Genomic DNA, 21,735 nt, shown 5'->3' with positions numbered 1-21,735 from the left:
GGTGCGAGGCCTTTCTTCCCATCTTTCCTGCGCCACCTTGGTCGCAGGCCGGAGTTGGCACCATCTCCCGGCCGGCCCCGCAGGATCGCGAGTACGCCTGAGCCGGGTGGTTGCCGGGGCTTCGTCGGGCCGGTCCCTCCACCCCTCTGGATGAGCGATATTCAGTTGTGAGCCACGAGCGCTGAGCGCTCGTATGCGTGACTTTACCTGATCTGACCGGATGCCAGACAGGTGGGTCCGTCGATTGAGACGTTACCCGGGCGCCTTCTTGATCACGCGTGTTCCTCGGTGCGGCGGGCGGCTTCGGTGGGGCCCCGGGCGGCGTCAGCGGGGTGCTGAGCGGCGTCGGCGGGGTGCTGGGTGGGGTCGAGGAAGACGTGGCCGATGTCCGGGATCCGGTCCCTGAGCCGCCGGTCGATGTCGCCTGCGACGTCCTCGGCCTCGTCGGCGCTGATGTCGTCGGAGAAGTGGACCTTGGCGGCGACGAGGATCCGCTCGGGGCCGAAATGCATGGTGAGCAGCTCGTCCACGCCGGTCACGCCGGGAGCGCCGGTGATCTCGGCGCGGATGCGGCGCTGCGCGGCCGGATCGGCGGCCTGGCCGATGAGCAGGCCGACGCTCTCGCGTCCGATCGACACCGCCAGGACGACGAGGAGCAGGCCGATCAGGACGGACGCGAGACCGTCCCAGAAGCCGGAGCCGGTGATCTCGCGGAGCGTCAGCCCGGCGGCGGCGAGCGCGAGGCCGATCATCGCGGCGGTGTCCTCGAACAGCGCGGTCTTGAACGTGACGTCGGGCGAGCGGCGGACGTGGTCGACGAGGTCGCGGCCGTTGTCGCGGGTCTCCTTGCGCGCCTGGTGGAAGGCGCGGATCCAGGACGTCCCCTCCAGGACGAAGGCGAGCGCGAGGACGGCGTAGGCCAGCCACACGCTCGTCCCGGTGCCGCCGTGGCCCGTCATGGTCAGGACGCCCTCGAAGACGGAGAACCCGGCTCCGGCCACGAAGATCCCGAATGCGGCGAGCAGCGACCAGACGTACCGCTCGTTGCCGTATCCGAACGGGTGGCGCCGGTCGGGAGGACGTTCGCTGCGCCGCAGGGAGGCGAGGAGGAAACTCTGGTTGAGGGTGTCCGCCACGGAGTGCGCGCCTTCCGCGAGCATCGCGCTGGACCCGGCCAGGAGCCCGGCGATGAGCTTGGTGATCGCGAGGATGAGGTTCGCCGCACCGGCGACGAGCACGGTCTTCGTCGTCTCGGACCTGCTCATCTCGGACGGCTACCCGCCGCTTTGCCCACTAATCGCTGCCGGCCGGGCGGTGGGTGTCGGGTGCGGCGTGTGGGTCGCTTTGAAGGGCCTCCACGCCAACTGAGACCCTGCCGGTATGAGCCAAGTGCTGGTGGCGTCGAACCGCGGCCCGGTGTCGTTCTCGCTGTCGGAGGACGGGGAGCTCACCATGCGGCGTGGGGGCGGCGGGCTTGTGTCGGGTCTGGCCGCTGTGACGGGCGCGGCACGGGAACCCGGTCCGGTGCTTGGCGCAGGGGCGCGTTCGATGCCGTCTGCAGAGGCCGAGGCGGAGGCGGCTGCGGATGCGGAGGGCGCGAGGGCGTCTGCGGACGCTCCGGGTGTGCTTTGGGTGTGTGCGAGCTTGGGTGAGGCCGACCGAACGGCTGCTCGACGTTCGCCGGACGGCCGTATCGACCTCGCGGGGTACGAGACGGGTGGTGCGGCAGTGCGGATGCTGGACATCCCCGAGGGGACGTTCCACCGTGCCTACAACGCCGTTGCCAACTCGACGCTGTGGTTCGTCCACCACCTTCTGTACGACACGCCGCGCAGCCCGCATTTCGACGCTCGCGCCCGCCGCGACTGGCAGTCGTATGAGGCGTACAACGCGGCGTTCGCAGATGCTCTGGCGCGTGACGCCGCGCCAGGGGCGAAGGCCGCGATCCAGGACTATCACCTGTCGCTGGCACCGCAGATGCTGCGGGAGCGGCGTCCCGACCTGAAAATCGTGCACTTCTCGCACACGCCTTGGGCGCCGCCTGAGTACTACCGGCTGCTCCCTGACGACATTGGCTCGCAGATCCTTCTGGGCATCCTCGGCGCCGACCATGCTGGGTTCCTCACCGAGCGATGGGCGTCCGCGTTCCTCGACTGTTGCGAAATGCTGCCGGGTGCACGCGTTGACCGTGCGGCCCGTACGGTCACCTGTTCGGGACACGTCACGCGCGTAGGCTTCCATGGGCTCGGTGTCGACGGGACGGCGTTGCGCCAACGCGCCGCCGAACAGGACGTCGCGGAACGGGCGCGCGCGCTGCGTGAACAGGTGGGCGGCCGTCAGCTCATCGTGCGTGTCGACCGGACGGAACTCTCCAAGAACATCGTGCGTGGGCTCGCTGCCTACCGTGAACTGCTCGTCAACCATCCCGAGTGGCGTGGACGTGTGGTGCATCTGGCGTTCGCGTACCCGTCCCGCTATGACCTGCCCGAGTACCGGGAGTACACCGCCGCCGTCGAGCGGACGGCGAAGCAGATCACCGAGGAGTTCGGCACGGCGGACTGGGATCCGCTGATCCTCCAGGTGAACGACGACTATCCGCGCTCGCTCGCCGCGTACGGCCTTGCGGACGTGCTGCTCGTCAACCCGATCAGGGACGGGATGAACCTGGTCGCGAAGGAGGGGCCCGTCCTGTCGGAACGCGGCTGCGCGCTCGTTCTGTCCAGGGAGGCGGGCGCGGCGGCAGAGCTTTCCGACGACGCGCTGACCGTCAACCCATTCGACGTGTCACAGACCGCCGAGACCCTGCACCGCGCCTTGCTGATGCCGCGGAACGAACGGTCCGAACGCTGCGGACGCCTCGCCGCTGCCGCGACCGCCCTCCCACCGCAGCGCTGGTTCGCCGACCAGCTCGCCGCCCTCGACTAGCCCCGACCGACGCCCGTCCTTGGCTGGCGACGGCCCTCGGCTAACGGCCTGCGTGCGTTAGGCGGTGGTGGCCCGGGCGGGTTCTGGGGTCAGGAGGCATTCGACCGAGTTGGGTTCGTGGCGCTGTTTCCAGCGTTCGCGTAGTGCCGCCTTGCTCTGCGCCATGCGGCGGTGGGTGCTGACCTTGGCGAAGCGGGTGAGCTGGGACGCGGGCGGCTTGGGCAGGCCGCTCGGCTCGTACCCGTACTCGGCGAGCCGCTCGCCGAACGCGGCCTCCGCCAGGCTGATCTGCTGGGAGTCGAGGCGCTGCGCCCACGAGCCGACGCGGGTGGTGGTGACGGCGTCCTTCGTCCGCCCGTGCCATTTCTTCCGCGGCGAGACGGTCTTCTTCGCGACGCCGCCGGGGTTCGTCATCGCCGGGTCGTACTCCTCGCCGAGGAACCCGCAGAGCCTGGTCAGCTCGTCGGCCGGGTCGGCGACGAGACGCTCGTACTGCAGTTCGTAGTAGGCGTCGGAGCCGAGGCGGTCGGCCAGCCGGCGGCCGCGGTCGATGGCCTCCCGCCAGATGCAGATGGCGTGGTGGAGGTCCTGGTCGTACCAGGGCATCTCCAGGAGCGAGGCGACGCAGTCCCGGCCGTCCCGGACGAGGTGGACGAACTGCGCGTCCGGGAACATCCGCAGCAGCGCGCCGACGTGCCGGAAGTAGCTCGGACGCTTGTCGCCCCAGCGCGGCTTGCCGAACCGGCGCGCGTACGCGCGGAACACGACGCCGATCGCCGAGCCCAGCGTGGGCGGCCCGGCGACGATCTCGTCGGCGACCTCGGCGGCGTCCAGGCCGAGCGCGTGGAACTTGGTCGACCTGTCGGCCGTGATCCACTCCGCCAGCGCCCGTCTGTTCTCCCTGACCTCCAGGTCACCGAACTCGCACCTCGCCGTATAGGCCGGGAGGAGGAACTTCGTCTCCACCGGGATCGCGAGGCGGGGATGCGCGTGCAGCATCAGCTGGAGCAGCGTCGTCCCCGAGCGAGGACACCCGAGGATGAAGATCGGACGGTCGTGGCGGGGGTCCGGGCCTGATGACATGCACGGCATGGTGGCTCAACCGCCCCGCCGGCGGCCGGGATGATGGACGCACCGTTGCCGTCCGATTACCGACGTTTGACGGGGTCGGGCGCCGTGTTCCGTCTACGCGCGTTCGCGCCTGGTGGGTCAGCTGTAGGAGTCGCCCAGTGTCTGCCTGACCTGCTTGCGCGCCTCGTGGATGCGGGACTTGACCGTGCCGAGCGGCAGCCCGAGCTGCTCGGCGATCTCCGCGTACTCCAGCTGGGACACGTCCCGCAGGACGAGGGCCTGGATGAGGTCCGGCTTGCGGGCCTCCAGGTCCTCCATGGCGTCCAGGATGTCGACGCGGGAACCGGCGATGACGCTGGTCCGGCGGGGGTCCGGGCGCTGCTGCGGGAGCTCGCCCGCCTGCTCCACCGAGCGGCGCTTCAGCGACCGGTAGGTGGAGCGGGCGGAGTTGGCGACGACGACGTGCAGCCACGTGCTGAACCTCGACCGGCCCTCGAACCGGTGAATGTTCCGCGCGACCTGCAGCAACGCGTCCTGGCATGCCTCCTCGGCGTCCTGCCGGCAGGGCAGGAAGCGGGAGCTGTGCCGCAGGACGTCCGGCTCGATCTTGCGGAGGAGCTCATTCAGGGCGCCCTGGTCGCCCGCCGCGGCCTTGACCGCCAGCTCCTCGGTCCTCTCGTCGAATGCCATGCCGCCTCAATGCTTGTTCGCACACTCACCCCGTTGTTGGGATGATACGGGAGTGTCTTTCCCACCATCAGTAGGCCGTTACCGGATCGACCGCGTCCTGGGTTCGGGGGCGTTCGCCTCTGTATGGCTGGGTCACGACGATGCCCTGGACTCCCAGGTGGCCATAAAGGTCCTGTCCGGAAGCCTGATCGACGATCTCGATGTGCGCAACCGTTTCCTGGAGGAGGCCCGCATCCTGCGCCGCGCCGACTCGGAGCGGCTGGTCCGCGTGCACGACATCGGGGAGCTGCCTGACGGACGGCCCTACTTCGTGATGTCGTACGCCGACCGCGGGACGCTCGGCGACCGCATGCGTGAGCGGCCACTTCCGGTCAGCGAGGCGGTCGCGCTCGCCGAGGAGATCGCGTACGGCGTCGAGGTGATCAACACGCTGGGCGTGATCCACCGCGATCTGAAGCCGTCCAACGTGCTGTTCCAGTCGACCGCGGACGGCGGCGAGAAGCTGCTGATCGCCGACCTGGGGCTGGCGAAGGCGCTCGCGCACGCGTCCGGGGCGTTCACGCTGCCGGTCGGGACGCCCGGATACATGTCGCCGGAGCAGGCGAGGTTCGGCGGCGGCCTGGACGTCCGCGCCGACGTGTACGGTCTCGGCGCGCTGACCTACCACATGCTCACCGGACGCGCTCCGGGCCCGGCGCCGGTCAAGTCGCCGCCGAGCGAACTGCGCGAGGGCGTGACGGCCGCGTTCGACCAGGTGGTGCTGCGGGCCCTTGAGGTCGAACGGGAGAAGCGGTGGCCGACCGCGGAGGCGTTCGCCGAGGCGCTGTCCACGCTGCGTCCGACGACGGCGCCCGCCCCGGCGTCCAGCGTGGCCGCGCCGTCGTACGTGCCTTCGGTGCCGCACATCGACGCGGACGCGACCGTCCAGGACTTCTACCGCGACGGGAAGCTCATCCGTCCGCCCGGCCCGGCGCAGGCACCAGCGCAGTCACCCTCCCCTGGGCAGGCGTCGGCGCCTGTTCAAGGTCAGGCGCCCGGGCAAGGTCAGGGGGCCGGGCAAGGTCAGGGGGCGGGTGGCGGGCCGCGGGACATGCAGACGCGGTTCGACCAGCCCGCGGAGGACGACGCGCGCACGTCCGAGATGCGCCTCCCGCCCGGCCGGCAGGACGGCGAGCAGACGGTCGTGGACGAGCCGAGCGGACGTGCCACGCCGTTCGGGCAGGGAGAGCCGGCGACCGCTCCCGACAACGGCCGTCCGGCACCGATGCAAGCCCCGTATCCAGCGCCTGTGCATCCGCCTGGCCCCGGTGGCCCCGGTGGCGCCGGGCAGGGCGGCGGCGGTACCAGCGACGGCAACACGGCCGTGTTCCCCATGCAGTCTCCGCAGAACGGCACGCCACAGGGCGTCCAGCCGATGGGCCCCGGCCAAGGTCCGGGTCAGGCTCCGAGTCCGGGCCAGAGTCCGGGGCCGGGCGGCCCGCATCCTTATGGCGGCCAGCAGGTTCCGCCGCCGCCCACCGGGTTCCAGGCACCTCCGGGGCCGGTCCAGGGCGGGGGGCAGGGCCCTGGCGGTAAGTCCGGTCTGCTGAGCAGGCTTCGGGGCGGCGGCGGGTCGTCCGGGCCGCCCGGCGGCGGTGGCGGTGGCGGCGGAGCTCCGAAGAAGTTCGTCACGCCGCTGATCATCACCGTGGTCGTCCTGGTGGTCGCGCTGATCGGCGGCCTGACCCTCGGCGTGCTGTTCTCCGGCGACGACGGAGGCGGCGGCAAGGACAAGAAGAAGACGCCCGGGATACCGCAGGACTTCGTCGCGATAGCCCACGACACGGGCAAGATCAAGGCCGCGGTGCCGAAGGTCTGGCCGAAGGGCACGGCGGAGTCGACGTGGTCGCCGTCCACCGTCAACCTCAACGACGCCCAGCCGCGCCCGGTGCTCCGCGCGACGCCGAACAAGGCGGCGTTCCTGGGCGACGGCAAGGGCCCGGGGGTCTTCATCGGCGTGACCACGGACGTGCGGCCCGGCCAGCTGCCGCCGCCGAGCGTGTCCGTCCACGCGCAGTGCACGAAGGCCGAGCCGGAGAACTACACCACTCCGGACAAGGCCCTCAGCGGGACGATCATGCGCTTCACCGCCTGCAAGGTCGGCACGCCGTCGGTCACCGAGGTCGGCCTGCGCGACAAGTCGGGCAAGTTCGGGCTGTGGATTCGCGTCAAGGAGACCGACGACCGCGAGGCGACGAAGGACATCCTCGACAGCCTGAAGGTCACCGGCCCCTGACGACAGCCCTCCCTCACCCCTTCTGACCTGCCAGATCGCAGCGGTCATGGTGCCCTGCGCTCTCTTCGTGCTACCCAGGTGTTGCATCGCGACCTGTTTCCGATATATCGTTAATGCATCGCAACCGATCACTAATGAAGGAGACTGCGATGCACGAGCACAAGATGAGAAGGCGCGGCGGCTTCCGGGGACCCCAGGAGCGCGAGCGCCGCGGGGATCCGTTCGGAGCGTGGGGTCCCGGCGGCCCGGGCGGCGGACCCGGCTTCGGTCCCGGTCCCGGCCATCGCGGACGCGGTGGACGCGGGCGGCGGGCCCGGCGCGGGAACGTCCGCGCGGCCCTGCTGGCCCTGCTCGCCGAGCGGGCCATGCACGGCTACGAGATGATCCAGGAGCTGGACGAACGCACCGGCGGCGTCTGGCGTCCGAGCCCCGGCTCGGTCTACCCCACCCTCCAGATGCTGGAGGACGAGGGCCTGGTCACCAGCCAGGAGGACGGCGGCAAGCGCCTGTTCTCGCTCACCGACGCGGGCCGCGAGGAGGCGTCGGCGCAGACCACCGTCCCCTGGGACGAGGTCACCGAGGCCGCCGGCGAGAACGTCATGCGCGGACGCGAGGCCATCGGCCAGCTGATGGTCGCGCTCCAGCAGGTCATGGCGGTCGGCAGCGAGGCCCAGAAGGCGCGTGCGCTGGACGTCGTCAACGACTCCCGCCGCCGCCTCTACGGCATCCTCGCCGACGACCCCGAAGCCGAATAGGCCCGATGCCGGATGAACGCGGAGCGACCCAGGCCCGCCTCGCCCGGAACTCGACCGACTGGAAACGCACCGGGCCGGAAACGTGCCCGATTGGAACCGCCGCGGCTGTGACAGCCGCGGCGGTTCTGCGTCAGCGCGGGAACGGGGCCTGTTTCGCCAGTTGGTCGGCCATGTAGAGCTGCTTCCACACGTACAGCCCCATGTCCCTGCGGGAGATCTCACGCTGGACGGGGACGTCCACCGTGGCCCGCACCAAATACGTCGCGCCCGGCGGCATGTACGTGTCGCCGCCCTCGCCCGGCATCGGCTCGCCGCCGCTCAGCCGCCGCACGACCCGGCTCTTGGTCGGCGGAGTGCACATGTCCTCGGGGACGCCGGCCTGCGGCATGCAGCGTCCCCGCGCGTCCGGCGCGACCAGGGCGCGCTTGACGAACACGTCGCCGGGGAAGTCGAGCAGCACCTTCTGGTTCGTCGGGTTCGTCAGGAGGTACTCGACGTAGGCGAACGACGTCCCGGACGGCGGTGACTGGAACGTCGTCACCACGCCGTCTGCCACTCCGCTGCCCACCGCCGCGATCCGGTATTTGGCGCCGTCGGCCGTGCCGACCTCGATGGCCTTCCCGGCGCGGGGCAGCGGCACGTCCGGGCCCTTCGCTCCGGCCGCCGGTCCGGTGGCGGTGTCGCCGTCCCCGGATCCGCGCGTCAGGACGAGCCCGACCGTGATCAGTCCCGCCAGGACGAGAACGCCCGCCGCGGCGAGCCCGCCGCGACGTCCACCCGTCCGGCGCGTCGTGCCCTGCCGGGCCCGCCGTCGCGATCCGAGCCGCACCTGCACGCCGCTCGTTTCGCGGACGCCCATCGGCCCGGTCGCGGACAGCGGCTCGTCCGGCTCCATGAAGGCGTCCTGAGCCTCGGGGACCCCCGTCCACAGCGCGTCGCCGCTACGTTCAGGCGGCTCAGGTGGACGGCCGGCCACGAACTTGTCGGTCGGCTGCGGGCCTTGCTTGTGCGGGGTCGGCGAAGGCTTGGGCGGGGTCGGTGAAGCTTCCGGGGTGGACGGCGGGTGGACGATCGGACGTGACGGAGCGCCCGGCGGGATGGGCCCGGTCGGCGGTGACGGCTGCGGGGAGCGTCCGGGGTGGATCGGGGTGCCGTCCCTGGGCGTGGCCTTGGCGGGGACGGCATGGGGAGGCGTGTGACTGACGTCGCCCGGACGGCGCGGGACTCCCGATTCCGTGTCCACCGTCAACCTCCCCGTGGTCGTGCGCGGTCCCCCGTGAACCACATATGCCGCAATACACCATATTTTGACTCAATTGGACGTACGGTCCACGCTCGCCCCAGAGGTCGCGCGAAATCCGACGAATCGGCACGCGGTTCTTGTCACTCCTCCGACAACGGGAGGGGTCGGCGGTCCCGGTCAGAACGAGTCGGCGAGCGACTCCAGGAGGCCGACGACGCCGGACGGCCCGTCCACCACCAGGTCCGCCCGTTCGGCCAGTGCCGTGACCTCGGTGGATCCACTGCAGACCAGCACGCCGGGCACGCCCTCCGCGCGCAGCGACTCGACGGCGTCGAACGCGGCGAGGTCGCCGAGGTCGTCCCCGGCGAACAGGACGGCGGACGGGCGCCCCCCGCGCTCGCCGACGAACGTGCGCAGCGCCATCCCCTTGTCCATGCCGGGCGGGCGCAGTTCGAGGACGAGGCGTCCCGGCTCCAGGGCGAGCCCGGTGCGTTCGGCGAGCGCGGCGAGGATGCTCCGCAGCCGTTCGAGCGCGACCTCCGGCTCGGCGCAGCGGCGGGTGTGCACGGCGAGCGCCTGCCCCTTGTCCTCGACGAAGGTCTCGGGCGGGGCGCCCGCCGCCGCGAGGACGCCGGGCAGCTTGGCGCGCGCCTCGGCGACGCCGGGCGGCGGGTCGGGCTCGGTCAGGACGCCGGACTCCCAGCGTTCGAGCCCGTACTGCCCGAGGACGACGAGCCCGTCGACGCCCTCGAACCCGCCGTACTCGACGGCCACGGCGGCGGGACGTCCGGTGACGATCACCACGGCGCCGACCAGCGGGGCGAGCCGCGCCAGCGCCGGGGCCGCGCCCGGATGGGCCCTGGCCGAGGCCGGGTCGTCGACGATCGGCGCGAGCGTGCCGTCGAAGTCGAAGCCGAGCACGGCCTCGGCCGGGGTCTTGCGGATCGCGTCGAGGCCGCCGGAACCGGCGGCCGTCATGGAGCGGGGAGAGTTCACAGGACCAGTGAACCTTCTTCGCCTGGCGTGTCGCCAGGGACGCGCTGCGTGGCGCGCCGTCCGAGGACGTGAGGCTCCAGGAAGGTCCGGTGCCCGTCAGGGGGACGGGTCAGGGGCGGATGCCGAGCCGGCGCGCCGCCCGGCTGCGCTGCCGCTGCGTCCGCATCCGGCGGAGGCGCTTGACGAGCATGGGGTCGCACTCCAGCGCCTCGGGTCGGTCGATCAGGATGTTCAGGAGCTGGTAGTACCGCGTCGCGGACATGTCGAAATTCTCGCGGATGGCCTGCTCCTTGGCTCCGGCGTACTTCCACCACTGCCGCTCGAAGGCGAGGATGCGGCGGTCGCGCTCGGAGAGCAGATCCGGGGGGAAGGCGGCGTCGTCGACCGCGCCTTCTTCGTCGGTCACGGGTTGTACGGCAGGGGCATCGTCCATGCTTCCGTCCTGTGGGGGGACGTCACCGCGGGGGTCACCGGGGGCGTTCGCCGCTCGCATCAGGTCCCCTCTGTGGTTACTGATCCCGGGTCGTCCGGGTTCGGGCGGGTGTCATGTTACGCGTCCGCGCCGACAAGTTCCGGCGGTTCCCGGGGAACGGCGGCCGGTGGTTCAGTGCATCACATCCCCCTTCACCTGGGGATCTTCAACGCCGTGTGTCACAGGGCGAACGTCCGTCCCAACAGTCCCTGAACATATGCACACTACATGCGTTAGAGTTGGGGATTCGCAGCGTCCGGCCTCCGCCATGACGGGACGAAACGGAGACCTTGCATGCCGACGGACACCTCCGCCACGGGCCGCGAGGAGCTCACCGACCCCGTCCTCGCGGACATCGGGGCGGCCCTGTTCCATCTGCGCCGCGTCTGGGCCAAGCCCGACCTCATGAAGCGGATCCGCGCGCAGACGCCCGGCGAGCGGCCGCTGCAGATCTCCAACCTGATGGTGGTGAACGCCGTCGCCGCCCTCACCACCGCCGCGGAACACGCGGACGCCCCGGACGCCCCGGACGCCGCGGACGCCGCGGACGAGTCGTCCTTCGAGATCACCGTCGGCGCCGTCGCGGAGCGGCTGGAGATCGATCCGTCCACGGCGAGCCGGCTGGTGGGCCACGCCATCGACGCCGGGCTCCTGTCCAGGCGCCCCTCCCCCGTCGACGCGCGCCGCGCCAACCTCGCGCTGACCGAGGCGGGACGCCGAGTCAAGCAGGTCGCCGACCGGTTCCGCCGCGCCTACCTCGACGAGCTCATGACCGGCTGGTCCACGGCCGAACGAGCCGAGTTCGCCCGGCTCCTCACCCGTTTCGCGGACGCCGCCGCCCGAGTGCCGAGGTACTCGGACGGCGTCGACGAGATCTTCAAAGCGGCCGCCGCCACCGACTAGGTCCACCGGCACGCGGCACCAGCGACCACCGTCCCGCCTCACCCACGGCCTTCCCCTGCCAGCGAGGCCGGGCACCGCGGGTGTCGCGACGTTGGGTGTCGCTGGGTCGCGGTGCCCGGCCTCTGGGTGGGCTCGGGTCAGGTTCCGTTGCGGAGGGTGGAGATGCGCATGAGGTACTCGTCCTCGTCGATCTCGCCGCGGGCGAAACGCTCGGCCAGGACCGACTGCGCCTTGGCCAGCGGGTCGGACGCGGACGCGGCCGCGGTGGCGCTGGAGTTCATGCGGCGGCGGATCAGGTAGAACGCCGTCCCCAGCACGGCCAGCCAGAACAGGCCGAACGTGATCGGGAACACCGGCCAGAAGGCCGGGGCGTCCCCGCCGTCGTTCCAGGGGCCGCCGCCGCCCGGGTGCATCGCCGTCGTCACCTGCGTCGCCAATGTCGTCAACATGGTTCATCGACCCTTCCTGTGTTGTTCGGATGAGTCGATGTTCGGCGACCGGTACGGGGGCCTGCATCGTCTGGCCGGAGGCTCCCGCGATACGCCCGGCGTAGTAGCGCGGGCTGTTCCGCTTCACCCGCGGGCGTTCGTCAGCTCACCACCAGGGCGGCCGGTAGTCCTCGTCGTCGGAGGAGGGTGAGCGCCGGGAGTGGCGTCCACGCGGCTCGTCGGCCGGCCAGTCGGCGGCGTCCGGGGGCTGGACGGGGCCGGGCGGCGGTTCCTCGTCGGACGGGACGGACGGGACGGCAGGGAACGTGCCGGTCGGCTCCTCGACGGACGCGTCCTCTGGCGGGACGGCGGGGAGGGGGGCGGTGAAGCCGCCTCCGGACGGTTCCGAGCTTTCGAGAGAACTCCGCCGGAACGCTTCCCAGTCGTCGTCGGAGAGAGGGTCATCGCCTCTGGACGAGCCGTTGGTCCCGTTCAGGTGCTCGCCGTTGTGGCCGTTGGCCGCGGTGTGCCCGTTCAGGCCGTTCGCGAAGAACTCGCCGGGGTCGAACGGACGCAGCTCGCTCGACAGGATCGGCGGCTCCTTCAGCGGCGGCTCGGGAGGCGAACCGAGGTCGGACGCGCTGTCCGCATCCCACGATTCCGTATCCCACGATTCCGTGTCCCAGGACAGGGCGCCCCACGAGCCGTCCACGGGGTCGGACGGCGGGGCGTCCGCGGGCACGGGCGGGGGCGCGTCGAAGGGCGACGGATCCGCCGGTGGGATGTCCGGTATGGACGGGCGGGGGTGCACCTCGGTGCTCTGCCAGAGCGGGACGCTGACCGGCGCGATCTCCGGAGCGATCTCCGGCGCCGGCTCCCCGGCCGTCGAGGCGAACGAGGGCGCGCCGGACGGGACGACGGCCGCGGGTTCGCGCGGAACCGCCGGCGCGGACGGCAGGCCGTAGTCGGGGACGGCGTCGGTGTCGGGGCCGTCGTCCTCCGGACGCCGCCGCTGCCGCCAGCCGAGCACGAGCCCGAGGACGACCAGCAGCCCGCCGCCGCCCAGGACGAGCGGAAGCAGCAGCCCCGGCCCCTCCCCGGACGACTGCGCGGCCGGCTCAGGGGACGAGGACGGCGGCGGCGACTCCACCGGCCCGCTGGACGTCTTGTTGATCGTGTGCGCGGCGATGAGCGTCCGGAGGGCGTCGACCGTCCCGCGGCAGTCCGGCGACCCCGTCGGGTGGCCGGCGCGCGCCGGGGAGCCCTGGATCAGGGCCTGCCGCACCTCGGCGGGGCTCAGCCTCGGGTACCGGGACCGCACGAGCGCGGCGACGCCCGCGACCATCGCCGACGAGGCGCTCGTGCCCGTCCCGACGACGTAGCCGTTCCGCGCGTCGGCGCTGACGATGTCGACGCCGGGCGCGCAGATCGCGGCGTTGGAGCGCCGGTTGCTGTCCTTCCAGAGGCGCAGCCTGCGGTCGAGCGCGCCGACCGCGATCACTCCGGGGTAGGCGGCGGGGAAGTTCTTGCGGTTGGCACCGGAGCCGTCGTTGCCCGCCGACGCGATCAGGATGACGCCCTTGCCCAGCGCGTACTTGATCGCGCTCTCCTGCGAGGCGGTGCCGTCGTAGAACTGGCGGCCGCCGCCGAGGGACATGTTGATGATGTTCGCGCCGTGGTCGACCGCGTACCTGATGCCCTGCGCGACGGCGTCGCGCTCGGCGCCGCCCGCCTGCTGCTCGCCGTCGCGGCGCAGCGGGTCGTCGTTCTCCAGCGTGACGCGGACGGACAGGACCCGGCTCTGCGGCGCGACGCCCATCATCCCCTGCGACAGCCCGGTCCCGTGACCGTGGCCGGAGATGATGCTCGCCATCGACGTCCCGTGCAGTCCCCAGTAGCGGGTGCCGGGACGCCGCACGCCGCCGGTGAGGTCGGGGCCGTTGACGACCTGTCCGGTGAGGTCGGGATGGCGCTGGTCGACGCCGGTGTCGAGGACGGCGACGGTGACGCCGCGTCCCTTGGAGTACTTCCACGCCTTCGTGGCGCGCAGGACGTCCAGATGCCATTCGCGGGCGCGGATCTGGTCGGCCGCCGCGCCCATCGGCGCCGCGGCGGACGCGCCGCGGGCCGTCCGCTGCGCCGCGAGCCCGCCCGGGGCGGTCGCCACCGGCACGGCCACCGCGGCGCCGAGCGCCAGCACGGAGAGGGCCGCGGTCGCCCGCGCGGCCGCCGGACGGCGTCGGCCGGCTTCGGACACGCCGCCGCACCTCCCCTCCCCGGCATTTTGCCGCGCTCCACGGCGGGTTGACATTGTGCCACGCGAAACCCGTCCCGGCCGGGGCACTCGGCACATTAGGGAACGCTCCCGGACAGCATGCTTCTCACTCTCCGTCACACCGCGACGTCAGGGCGCGCCCGCCCCCGTGAGCGCCCGCACGGAAAGATCGTCGTAGCGTTCCCGGTCGGCCTTCTCCCGTCCGAACAGGGTCCCGGCGACCGCGCAGGCGAACCCGACCGGGATCGCGACGATGCCGGGGTTCTCCAGCGGGAAGAGGTGGAAGTCGATGTGCGCGGGGAACAGCGAGAGGCTCTCGCCCGTCGCCGGGTCGGTCTTCCCCGACACGACGGGCGAGAAGACCACCAGCACCAGCGAGCTGATCAGCCCGCCGTAGATGCCCGCGACGACGCCCGCGGAATTGAACCGCCGCCAGAACAGCGACAGGACGATGGCCGGGAGGTTGGCGGCGGCCGCCATCGAGAACGCCAGCGCCACCAGGAACGCGACGTTCAGGTTCCGCGCGACGACCGCGAGGACGATCGCCAGCGCGCCGACGAGGAACGCCGCGAACCGTGCGACCGCCACCTCCTGCGACTCGCGCGGGCGGCCGAGCATCAGCACCTGCCCGAAGTAGTCGTGCGCCAGCGACGTGGACGACGCCAGCACCAGCCCCGACACGACGGCGAGGATCGTCGCGAACGCCACCGCGCCGACGAACGCGAGCAGCACGTCGCCGGCGAGGTGCCCGCCGAGCTGCTCCCCCGCGGCGTGCGCGAGCTGCGGGACGGCGGTGTTGCCGGACGGGTCCTGCGCGACGATCTCGTCCCGTCCGACCAGGGCGGCGGCGCCGAAGCCCAGCAGCGGCGTCATCAGGTAGAAGACGCCGACGAGCCCGATCGACCACGACACCGACCTGCGGGCGGTCGGCCCGTCCGGGACGGTGAAGAACCGCGTGACGATGTGCGGCAGGCCCGCCGCGCCGAGCACCAGCGCGAGCGCGAGGCTGATGAAGTCGAGCTTGTTGACGATCGTCTGGTAGGCGTCGCCGGGGACGTCCTGGCCGTAGCGGAGGCCGGGGCGCAGGAACGCCTCGTCCTGCCCGCTCGCGTCGGCCGCCGAGCCGAGCACGGCGCTGACGTCGAACCCGAACCTGCCGAGCACCAGCGCGGCCAGCACGGCGGCGCCCGCCGTCAGCAGGCCCGACTTGATGATCTGCACCCAGGTGGTGCCCTTCATCCCGCCGTACGCCACATAGAAGATCATCAGCGCGCCCACGACGACGATCGTGACCGTCTCGGCGGCGTCGGCGGACATGCCGAGGAACCGTTCGCCCCGGTGGATGCCGAGCAGCAGCGACACCAGCGCCCCGGCCCCGACCATCTGCGCCAGCAGGTAGAACACCGAAACGGTGACGGTGGACACGGCCGCCGCCCGCCGCACCGGCGCCTGCCGCCGCACCCGCCGCGACAGGACGTCCCCCATCGTGAACCGGCCCGCGTTGCGCATCAGCTCGGCGAGCAGCAACGCCAGCAGCCACGCCACCAGGAAGCCGATCGAATACAGGAACCCGTCATATCCGGACAGCGCGATGATCCCGGCGATGCCGAGGAACGACGCGGCCGACATGTAGTCGCCCGCGAGCGCGATCCCGTTCTGCGGGCCGGAGAACGTCCGTCCGCCCGCGTAGAAGTCGTCGGCGCCGCGCGTGTTCGCCCGCGCCCAGACCGTGATCCCCAAGGTGATCATGATGAACGCGACGAACAGCCCGAACACCAGCGCGGACCCCGTCACCGCAGCTCACCGGCCAGCGGGTCGAGGCGCCGCCGCGCGTACGCGACGTACACGCCCGCCAGCACGAACGTCGACACGAACTGCAGCCCGCCGAGCAGCAGCGCGACGTTGACGTGCCCCGCGACCGGCCGCGCCATGAACTCCCGGGCGAACGCCGACAGTCCGACATACGCGAAATACCACCCGAGAAACATGGTCCCGACGATCGTCGCGACCCGCCGATACCTCCTCCTCAGCAACCGAAAAGCCTCATAGCCCGCGATCGGCGCGTACTGCCCCGCAGGAGCCCCCCGCTCGCCCCGCTCGCGTCCCGCGACCTTCGAGTCCCCCACCATCTGGCCTCCCCTAGACCCGACGTGACTCTCCGCACTTCTGTGATCGCTCTATGAGATCAAATCTTCACCGACGACAACCCCCATTTGCCGAGATGCATACCTCCGGGGCAGTTCAGCCCTGCTCCGGGGCAGTTCAGCCCTGCTCCGGGGCAGTTCAGCCCTGCTCCGCGCCGACCGCCTGGAGCACCTGCCGGTGGAACCGGTCCACGGCGACGTCCACGCTGCGGACGAATCCCGTCTCGTCCGTCCCCCGCTTGGCGCCCATGCCGGTCGGCAGCGTCAGCCGGAACGAGGCGATCTCCTCGCCGCCGCCCGGGACGAGCAGGCCCGGCTCGCTCCGCAGGTTCCTGAGCAGGTCGCACGGGCCTTCGGCGCGTCCGTCCGTCAGCGCCTCGACGCGCAGTTCCTGCGGCGCGTCCGCCAGCCGCCGCAGGAGCGACTGCACCCGCGTGAGCGCACGGGCCCGGACGGCCGCGGGCACCTCGGCCGTCGTCTCGATCTGCCCCGTCCTCAGGTCCGCCTCGACGCGCACCGGCCCCGCCGCGTCCGGCATCCGCACCTCCGCGCCCATCCGCCCGGACCCGATCAGGGACGCCACGACGTCCGCCCGGTGCCCTGCGGCGCCGCTCCGCCTCCGCCGCGTCACCGGCGCGACGTTCAGCCCGGTCTCGCCGCTCAACCGCAGGCACAGCTGCTTGATGAGCTTCTCCCAGCTCTCCGCCACACGATCCGCGTGCCTGTCGCCGGGACGCAGCGTGCCGGCCGTGATGGCGTTGCGCAGGGGCACCCACGACGCCCCCATGTCCTGGAACCCCTGGCACCCTGCGCCGTCGTTCCGCAGATAGTGCAGCAGCTCTCCCAGCATCCACGTGTGGACGGGATTGGCGAGGCCGTGGTGATGGCACAACATGTGCGCCTCATGCGCGACCTCCGCCCAGGACAGATGCCGCAACGCCACCTTGCGCAACCGGCGCTTGTCGACCGTGAGGGGATGCTCACCGTCCAGCGCGAGGTCGTTCGACAGCGTGATGACGGTCTCGTAGCCGTTCCGCGAGGCGACCTCCAGATACGCCTCGACCTGGTCCGCCTTGAGCGGACTGCCGCCGGTCTTCGTCTCGACGAGGGCCGTCCAGATCCTTCCGGCCCGCGCCACCCGGATCACCCCGTCCGGCCGGACCTTGGCGTCACCGAGTTTGAACGGCGTCTCGACGAACGTCTGGACGGTCCCCGCGGGCGCGTTGAGCCGGGCCGTCAGCCGCCGCCCGAACTCCGGGACCTGCGTCATCACCGCCAGCAGCGTCGAGGTGGCGCGAGCCTCGCGCTCGTGGTCGTTGCGCAGCCCCGACACCGCGAACAGCCGCGCACCGCGCCAGGACGGGTGATCGGCGAGATCGACCTTGGCGGTCTTCGGCAGGGTGCTCCGCTGCTTCTTCGCCGTCCGGACGCGACCGGTCCGCCGGCCACCCCCGGAATCGGCCCGAGGCCCGCCGGCGGCCGCAGGCACTTTCGCCGAGTCGGTGCCGACTGCTTTCGCCAAGTCGTTGTCGAGTGGTTTCGCCGGGCCGGTTTTGTCGGCGGCCGCGGTCTGACCGTTCTGCCGTTGCTTCCCGCGGCCCTCGCCGTCGCCGTCGGCGATGTCGGCGATGTCGGTGACGTCGTGCCGCTCGGCTTCTTCGGCTTCACCCGCGTCCTCGGTCTCATCACCGTCCTCGACGGCGATTCCGAAGTCGCCGGCAAGACCGGCGAGGCCCGTCTCGTATCCCTGCCCGATCGCCCGGAACTTCCAGCCGCCGCCCCTCCGGTACAGCTCGCCGAAGACGAAGGCCGTCTCGGACGAGGCGTCGCCGATGTCGAACCCCAGCAGGGCCGCGCCCGCGCTGTCGAAGAGCGTCAGGCCGACGTCGTCCAGATCGCCGAACGTGGCCCCGGCGTACCGGCTGGCCGTCACGACGACCCGTTCGACGTCCGGCGGAAAGGCGCCGAGGTCGATCAGGATGCGGTCCTCACTGCCGCCGCCGGTCGGCGACTTCCCCAGCAACTGGACCGAGCCGTCGGGGGTGGACGGCTGGTTGTAGAAGACGAAGTCCTTGTCGTCGCGGACCTTGCCGGACGTCCCGACGAGAAGCGCGGCCACGTCCGCCTCGCCGCTCCCGGACGGGTCCGCCCACCGCAGCGCCACCGTGACCGGCCCCGTCGCCTCGGTCAGGTCGGCCAGTCCGGCGTTGGCCCCTTTGAGCATCTGCTGCACGCGCCACTCCCCGTTTCGACCGGTTGGCCACTGTGATCGTCAGATCACAGCCGGGAGCCGGCTGGTCCGAGCATGTCACCGGAGCGCGGGCGTCACATCGGTCGCCTCGGAGAATGGCGGACTCCGGCCACGGAGCGTCGAGCTCTGATGGCGGGCGGTGCGGCAGGGCGGGCGGAGCGGACGGTGGGTGGGAGTGGGCCGGGCGGCGCGGGTGGGAGTGGGGTCGCCGTCCGGCCCCTGGGGGTTACGGGTTCTGGGTGAGGCCGATGATGTTGCCGTTCTGGTCCTTCAGGACGGCGGTGCGCTTGCCGCCGCCCACGTCCTTGATGTCCTGGACCGTCTCGGCTCCGGCCTCCAGCAGCGCCTTCATCGTTCCCTCGATGTCGTCGACGTCGTGGTAGGCGGTCGGGCCGTTCTGCCCGTGGCGGTGGCCGTTCGGGTCGAGGCCGACGTGCTGGTCGCCGATGTCGTAGCCCACGTAGTACGGCGCGTCGGCGATGGGCTCGACGCCCAGCAGGCGGCCGAACAGGGTCTTGGCCTTCTCCAGGTCCTGGACGGGGTAGATGATCGTCTTGATGCCCTCGTTCATGATCGCTCCTTGGTGGTTCTCGCTGGTCACTGCCATGACACGCGCCGTGGCCCACCGGATGCCGGGGTCGTCCGGCGAGGCGGACGACGCCGTCCAGGAGGCGTGGCCGCGCGCCCGCCGTCACCGGCCACGACCTGCCCCGACTCCGCCGTGGCGGAGTCCTTCTCCGGGCGCGCCCGCGCCGCGCGTCCCGCCGTCGTCGACGGGGCGGCCGGGCTGGTCTGGTCGGTCGAGGGCCGTCCGCGCGTGGTGTTCGACTTCACGATCGCGGCCGGGCGACGCCCGGCTCAGCGGGGTGAGCGGCGCTGTTGTTTGCGGCGGGCTTTGAATCCCGCGACCAGCGCGACGCCGAGCATGGCGAGGCCGACCTGGAAGACCAGTTCGATCCAGTCGATCCCGTTGGTCGTGGACACGCCGACCGACTGCGCGATGGCCGTGCCGGCGATCGCGGCCGCGATGCCGACGAGGACGGTCAGGATCACGCCGATGGGCTGGCGGCCCGGCAGGAGCAGCCGCCCCAGCGCGCCGATGATCGCGCCGATGACGATCGCGGTGATGATGCCTGTGATGTTCATGCCGTCCCTGTGCCCATTCAGGACGTGCAGTCACATCGTCGCAGGCCACACCGTTTCGGAGGCGGAGATTCGCGGTCGGGTTAGTCGTTCGCCGAGGCCTTTTCGTCGCCCATGGACCGCAGGTCGCCGAACGTCAGGGCCGGGCCGCCGAGCGCTTCCGGACGTCCGGCGGAGGCGGCGGCGCGCAGGCCGTCGATGAGCAGGTCGAGGTGCCGGTGCGCGACCTGCTCGGCGAGATCGCGGGGTATCGGGCCGGGCAGTGGACGGGACAGCCGCACGAGCAGCATCCCGATGTCCGCGTGCGTGACGTCGTCGCGCAGGTCGCCGTCCTCCTGGGCCGTGGCGACGAGCTCCTGCATGACGGCGACGCCGCCGTCGCGGACGGCCGCGACCTCCGCGTCGTCGAACGGGATCTCGTTGAGCAGGACGGGGAACACCGCGCCGATCCGGATGTCCAGGACGCGGTGCATGTAGCGGACCAGGGCGGCGAACGCGGACGGCTCCTCGTCCCGTGCCAGGCGGGCCTCGTCGGCGGTGCGCTGCAGGGCGTCCAGCGCGACGGCCCTGGTCAGCGCCTGGCGGTCGGGGAACCGCCGGTACAGCGTCGCGATGCCGGTGCCCGCGCGCCGGGAGATGTCCTCCAGCGGCGCGGCCGGGCCCTGCTCGACGAACACCTCGGCGGCGGCGGCGAGGATCCGGTTGCGGTTGTCGCGGGCGTCCGCGCGGAGCGGGCGTTCGGCGGTGTTCGGCTGCTGGCCCATGCGCTCAGCGTAGCCCCTATTCGGAGGATTCTCCTCCAATTGTATTTGGTCACGAATCTTGACTATCAAGATCTGTGACTATAGCGTCGTCCCGGACCGCGCGCCGCCCAGCCACTGGAAAGATCTTGAAATAAGTGGAGACAAATCCTCCGGCTTGGTGTTACGGTGCGAGTAAGTGGAGAGAAAACCTCCGGAAGCGAAGGAAAGATCATGAATGCCACGACCGCCGCCCGCACCGACGACCTCCTCGTCATCGAGGCCACGGGAACCCCGGACGTCCGCGCCGCGATCCTCACCGCCCGCGACCGCGGGCTGCCGCTCACCGTCCAGGCCACCGGGCACGGCACCCTCGTCCCGCCGGACGAGGGGCTGCTGCTGAAGACGTCCCGCATGGCGCGCGTGCTGATCGACCCGTCCCGCCGCATCGCCCGCGTCGGGCCCGGCGCCCGCTGGAGCGACGTCATCGCCGCCGCCGCGCCGCTCGGGCTGGCGCCGCTGTCGGGCTCGCACGCGTCCGTCGGCGTCGCCGGATACACGCTCGGCGGCGGCGTCGGCTGGCTGTCGCGCCGCTACGGGTTCGCCGCCGACCACCTGCTGCGCGCCGGTGTCGTCACCGCCGACGGACGCGCGCTGACCGCCGACGCCCACCGCAACGCCGACCTGTTCTGGGCGCTGCGCGGCGGCAGCGGCAACTTCGGCGTCGTCACCTCGCTGGAGTTCCGGCTCCACCCGGTGTCCACGGTCTACGCGGGGACCGCCGTGTTCCCCGCCGACCGGGCCGGCGACGTGCTCACCCGCTTCCGGAACGAGGCCGACGCCCGTCCCGACGAGCTGAGCGCCTCCATCGCCATGGCGAACCACGCCGAGCACGGCCGCGTCGTCATCGTCCGCGGCGTCTACGCAGGCGCGGCGGACGACGGCGCGCGGGCCCTCCGGTCACTGTGCCGGGCCGGCGGCCCGCCGCTGCACCACGACTTCCGGACGATGCCGTACGCCGAGACCGAGTCACTCGGCGGCACCCCGCCCCACCACTTCCACCTGGCCGCCGACCTGCCCGACCCGCTGATCGCCGCGATCGCGGGCAGCGGCGCGTCCGGCATCGAGATCAGGCACTGGGGCGGCGCGATGGCGCGTCCCGCCGCGGACGCCGGACCGGTCGGGCACCGCGACGTCCCCTACTCGCTCACCATCGACGGCTCCGCCGCGGACGCCGCGCCGCTGGCCGCGCACGCGACCGGCGGGTCGTTCCTGAACTTCCTGCACGACACGTCCCGGACGGCGTCCGCCTACACCCCGGAGAACTTCCGGCGCCTGCGCGAGGTGAAGCGGACCTACGACCCGCAGAACATGTTCCACCGCAACCACAACATCAAGCCCGCCTGAACCAGCGGAGATCGCCT

At 71.8% G+C, this 21,735-nt stretch carries 19 protein-coding genes and 1 riboswitch; of the genes, 5 read left to right on the top strand and 14 right to left on the bottom strand.

The annotated features are described in order from the left end of the window. Positions 1-15: 15 nt before the first annotated feature. Positions 16-157, bottom strand: a riboswitch (SAM riboswitch). Positions 158-272: 115 nt separating this feature from the next. Further along, complete coding sequence (locus ACH35V_RS33865) at positions 273-1,265, bottom strand: cation diffusion facilitator family transporter (RefSeq protein WP_395978836.1); 993 nt, start codon at positions 1,263-1,265, stop codon at positions 273-275. A gap of 115 nt (positions 1,266-1,380) precedes the next feature. Between ACH35V_RS33865 and ACH35V_RS33860 the strand changes: the two genes are divergently transcribed. Beyond that, complete coding sequence (locus ACH35V_RS33860) at positions 1,381-2,925, top strand: trehalose-6-phosphate synthase (RefSeq protein ID WP_395978834.1); 1,545 nt, start codon at positions 1,381-1,383, stop codon at positions 2,923-2,925. Positions 2,926-2,982: 57 nt separating this feature from the next. Here ACH35V_RS33860 and ACH35V_RS33855 read toward each other — a convergent pair whose 3' ends face one another. Further along, complete coding sequence (locus ACH35V_RS33855; RefSeq protein WP_395978832.1) at positions 2,983-4,008, bottom strand: sulfotransferase family protein; 1,026 nt, start codon at positions 4,006-4,008, stop codon at positions 2,983-2,985. A gap of 126 nt (positions 4,009-4,134) precedes the next feature. After that, positions 4,135-4,686 (bottom strand): RNA polymerase sigma factor, encoded by a 552-nt coding sequence (locus tag ACH35V_RS33850; RefSeq protein WP_395956918.1) that lies wholly within the window; start codon positions 4,684-4,686, stop codon positions 4,135-4,137. 52 nt (positions 4,687-4,738) lie between these two features. On the opposite strand from ACH35V_RS33850, the gene ACH35V_RS33845 reads away from it, so the two are divergent. Together ACH35V_RS33845 and ACH35V_RS33840 are read left to right on the top strand one after the other, a co-directional pair. After that, on the top strand, positions 4,739-6,961 hold the full coding sequence (locus tag ACH35V_RS33845; protein ID WP_395978830.1) for a serine/threonine-protein kinase: 2,223 nt from the start codon (positions 4,739-4,741) through the stop codon (positions 6,959-6,961). Positions 6,962-7,110: 149 nt separating this feature from the next. Further along, positions 7,111-7,716, top strand: a complete 606-nt coding sequence (locus tag ACH35V_RS33840) for a PadR family transcriptional regulator (protein ID WP_395978828.1) — start codon at positions 7,111-7,113, stop codon at positions 7,714-7,716. A 130-nt stretch (positions 7,717-7,846) separates the two neighbouring features. On the opposite strand, the gene ACH35V_RS33835 is transcribed toward ACH35V_RS33840, so the two are convergent. From ACH35V_RS33835 to ACH35V_RS33825, 3 genes are all read right to left on the bottom strand, one after another. Then, positions 7,847-8,959, bottom strand: coding sequence for a hypothetical protein (locus ACH35V_RS33835; protein ID WP_395978826.1), 1,113 nt, complete (start codon positions 8,957-8,959; stop codon positions 7,847-7,849). A gap of 177 nt (positions 8,960-9,136) precedes the next feature. Next, positions 9,137-9,937, bottom strand: coding sequence for a trehalose-phosphatase (gene otsB / locus ACH35V_RS33830; RefSeq protein ID WP_395978868.1), 801 nt, complete (start codon positions 9,935-9,937; stop codon positions 9,137-9,139). Between the two features lie 127 nt (positions 9,938-10,064). Continuing rightward, positions 10,065-10,388: a DUF3263 domain-containing protein gene (locus tag ACH35V_RS33825; RefSeq protein ID WP_395978824.1), complete on the bottom strand. Its 324-nt coding sequence runs from the start codon at positions 10,386-10,388 to the stop codon at positions 10,065-10,067. A gap of 333 nt (positions 10,389-10,721) precedes the next feature. Here ACH35V_RS33825 and ACH35V_RS33820 point away from each other — a divergent pair, with 333 nt between their 5' ends. Continuing rightward, positions 10,722-11,330, top strand: coding sequence for a MarR family winged helix-turn-helix transcriptional regulator (locus ACH35V_RS33820; RefSeq protein ID WP_395978822.1), 609 nt, complete (start codon positions 10,722-10,724; stop codon positions 11,328-11,330). Between the two features lie 137 nt (positions 11,331-11,467). Here ACH35V_RS33820 and ACH35V_RS33815 read toward each other — a convergent pair whose 3' ends face one another. The 8 genes from ACH35V_RS33815 to ACH35V_RS33780 form a co-directional block, all read right to left on the bottom strand. Beyond that, a complete protein-coding gene (locus ACH35V_RS33815) occupies positions 11,468-11,779 on the bottom strand; it encodes an SHOCT domain-containing protein (protein WP_395978820.1) in 312 nt (103 codons plus the stop codon). A 145-nt stretch (positions 11,780-11,924) separates the two neighbouring features. Beyond that, positions 11,925-14,015 carry a S8 family serine peptidase gene (locus tag ACH35V_RS33810; RefSeq protein WP_395978818.1) on the bottom strand — a complete coding sequence of 697 codons (2,091 nt, stop codon included), beginning with the start codon at positions 14,013-14,015 and terminating at the stop codon, positions 11,925-11,927. A 147-nt stretch (positions 14,016-14,162) separates the two neighbouring features. Continuing rightward, complete coding sequence (locus ACH35V_RS33805) at positions 14,163-15,782, bottom strand: cation acetate symporter (protein ID WP_395978866.1); 1,620 nt, start codon at positions 15,780-15,782, stop codon at positions 14,163-14,165. A gap of 41 nt (positions 15,783-15,823) precedes the next feature. Continuing rightward, on the bottom strand, positions 15,824-16,162 hold the full coding sequence (locus ACH35V_RS33800; protein WP_395978816.1) for a DUF485 domain-containing protein: 339 nt from the start codon (positions 16,160-16,162) through the stop codon (positions 15,824-15,826). Between the two features lie 154 nt (positions 16,163-16,316). After that, on the bottom strand, positions 16,317-18,401 hold the full coding sequence (locus ACH35V_RS33795; RefSeq protein ID WP_395978864.1) for a TerD family protein: 2,085 nt from the start codon (positions 18,399-18,401) through the stop codon (positions 16,317-16,319). A gap of 253 nt (positions 18,402-18,654) precedes the next feature. Next, entirely contained in the window at positions 18,655-18,999 is a 345-nt protein-coding gene (locus ACH35V_RS33790) for a VOC family protein (RefSeq protein ID WP_395978814.1), read from the bottom strand. Between the two features lie 287 nt (positions 19,000-19,286). Then, a complete protein-coding gene (locus ACH35V_RS33785; RefSeq protein ID WP_395978812.1) occupies positions 19,287-19,574 on the bottom strand; it encodes a GlsB/YeaQ/YmgE family stress response membrane protein in 288 nt (95 codons plus the stop codon). Between the two features lie 80 nt (positions 19,575-19,654). Next, positions 19,655-20,335, bottom strand: coding sequence for a TetR/AcrR family transcriptional regulator (locus ACH35V_RS33780; protein WP_395978810.1), 681 nt, complete (start codon positions 20,333-20,335; stop codon positions 19,655-19,657). A 210-nt stretch (positions 20,336-20,545) separates the two neighbouring features. On the opposite strand from ACH35V_RS33780, the gene ACH35V_RS33775 reads away from it, so the two are divergent. Then, a complete protein-coding gene (locus ACH35V_RS33775; protein WP_395978808.1) occupies positions 20,546-21,718 on the top strand; it encodes an FAD-binding oxidoreductase in 1,173 nt (390 codons plus the stop codon). Positions 21,719-21,735 lie beyond the last annotated feature (17 nt).

It is taken from the genome of Actinomadura sp. 1N219 (genome assembly GCF_044326405.1).
In the GTDB taxonomy this organism is placed as follows: domain Bacteria; phylum Actinomycetota; class Actinomycetes; order Streptosporangiales; family Streptosporangiaceae; genus Spirillospora.
This window is presented reverse-complemented; position numbering and strand designations above follow the sequence as displayed.

What these genes read in the sequence shown, in the direction of transcription:
- ACH35V_RS33865 (WP_395978836.1), bottom strand. Translation starts at nt 1,265, where the DNA reads ATGAGCAGGTCCGAGACGACGAAGACCGTGCTCGTCGCCGGTGCGGCG.
- ACH35V_RS33860 (WP_395978834.1), top strand. Translation starts at nt 1,381, where the DNA reads ATGAGCCAAGTGCTGGTGGCGTCGAACCGCGGCCCGGTGTCGTTCTCG.
- ACH35V_RS33855 (WP_395978832.1), bottom strand. Translation starts at nt 4,008, where the DNA reads ATGTCATCAGGCCCGGACCCCCGCCACGACCGTCCGATCTTCATCCTC.
- ACH35V_RS33850 (WP_395956918.1), bottom strand. Translation starts at nt 4,686, where the DNA reads ATGGCATTCGACGAGAGGACCGAGGAGCTGGCGGTCAAGGCCGCGGCG.
- ACH35V_RS33840 (WP_395978828.1), top strand. Translation starts at nt 7,111, where the DNA reads ATGCACGAGCACAAGATGAGAAGGCGCGGCGGCTTCCGGGGACCCCAG.
- otsB (WP_395978868.1), bottom strand. Translation starts at nt 9,937, where the DNA reads ATGACGGCCGCCGGTTCCGGCGGCCTCGACGCGATCCGCAAGACCCCG.
- ACH35V_RS33825 (WP_395978824.1), bottom strand. Translation starts at nt 10,388, where the DNA reads ATGGACGATGCCCCTGCCGTACAACCCGTGACCGACGAAGAAGGCGCG.
- ACH35V_RS33820 (WP_395978822.1), top strand. Translation starts at nt 10,722, where the DNA reads ATGCCGACGGACACCTCCGCCACGGGCCGCGAGGAGCTCACCGACCCC.
- ACH35V_RS33815 (WP_395978820.1), bottom strand. Translation starts at nt 11,779, where the DNA reads ATGTTGACGACATTGGCGACGCAGGTGACGACGGCGATGCACCCGGGC.
- ACH35V_RS33805 (WP_395978866.1), bottom strand. Translation starts at nt 15,782, where the DNA reads ATGATCACCTTGGGGATCACGGTCTGGGCGCGGGCGAACACGCGCGGC.
- ACH35V_RS33800 (WP_395978816.1), bottom strand. Translation starts at nt 16,162, where the DNA reads ATGGTGGGGGACTCGAAGGTCGCGGGACGCGAGCGGGGCGAGCGGGGG.
- ACH35V_RS33795 (WP_395978864.1), bottom strand. Translation starts at nt 18,401, where the DNA reads ATGCTCAAAGGGGCCAACGCCGGACTGGCCGACCTGACCGAGGCGACG.
- ACH35V_RS33790 (WP_395978814.1), bottom strand. Translation starts at nt 18,999, where the DNA reads ATGAACGAGGGCATCAAGACGATCATCTACCCCGTCCAGGACCTGGAG.
- ACH35V_RS33785 (WP_395978812.1), bottom strand. Translation starts at nt 19,574, where the DNA reads ATGAACATCACAGGCATCATCACCGCGATCGTCATCGGCGCGATCATC.
- ACH35V_RS33780 (WP_395978810.1), bottom strand. Translation starts at nt 20,335, where the DNA reads ATGGGCCAGCAGCCGAACACCGCCGAACGCCCGCTCCGCGCGGACGCC.
- ACH35V_RS33775 (WP_395978808.1), top strand. Translation starts at nt 20,546, where the DNA reads ATGAATGCCACGACCGCCGCCCGCACCGACGACCTCCTCGTCATCGAG.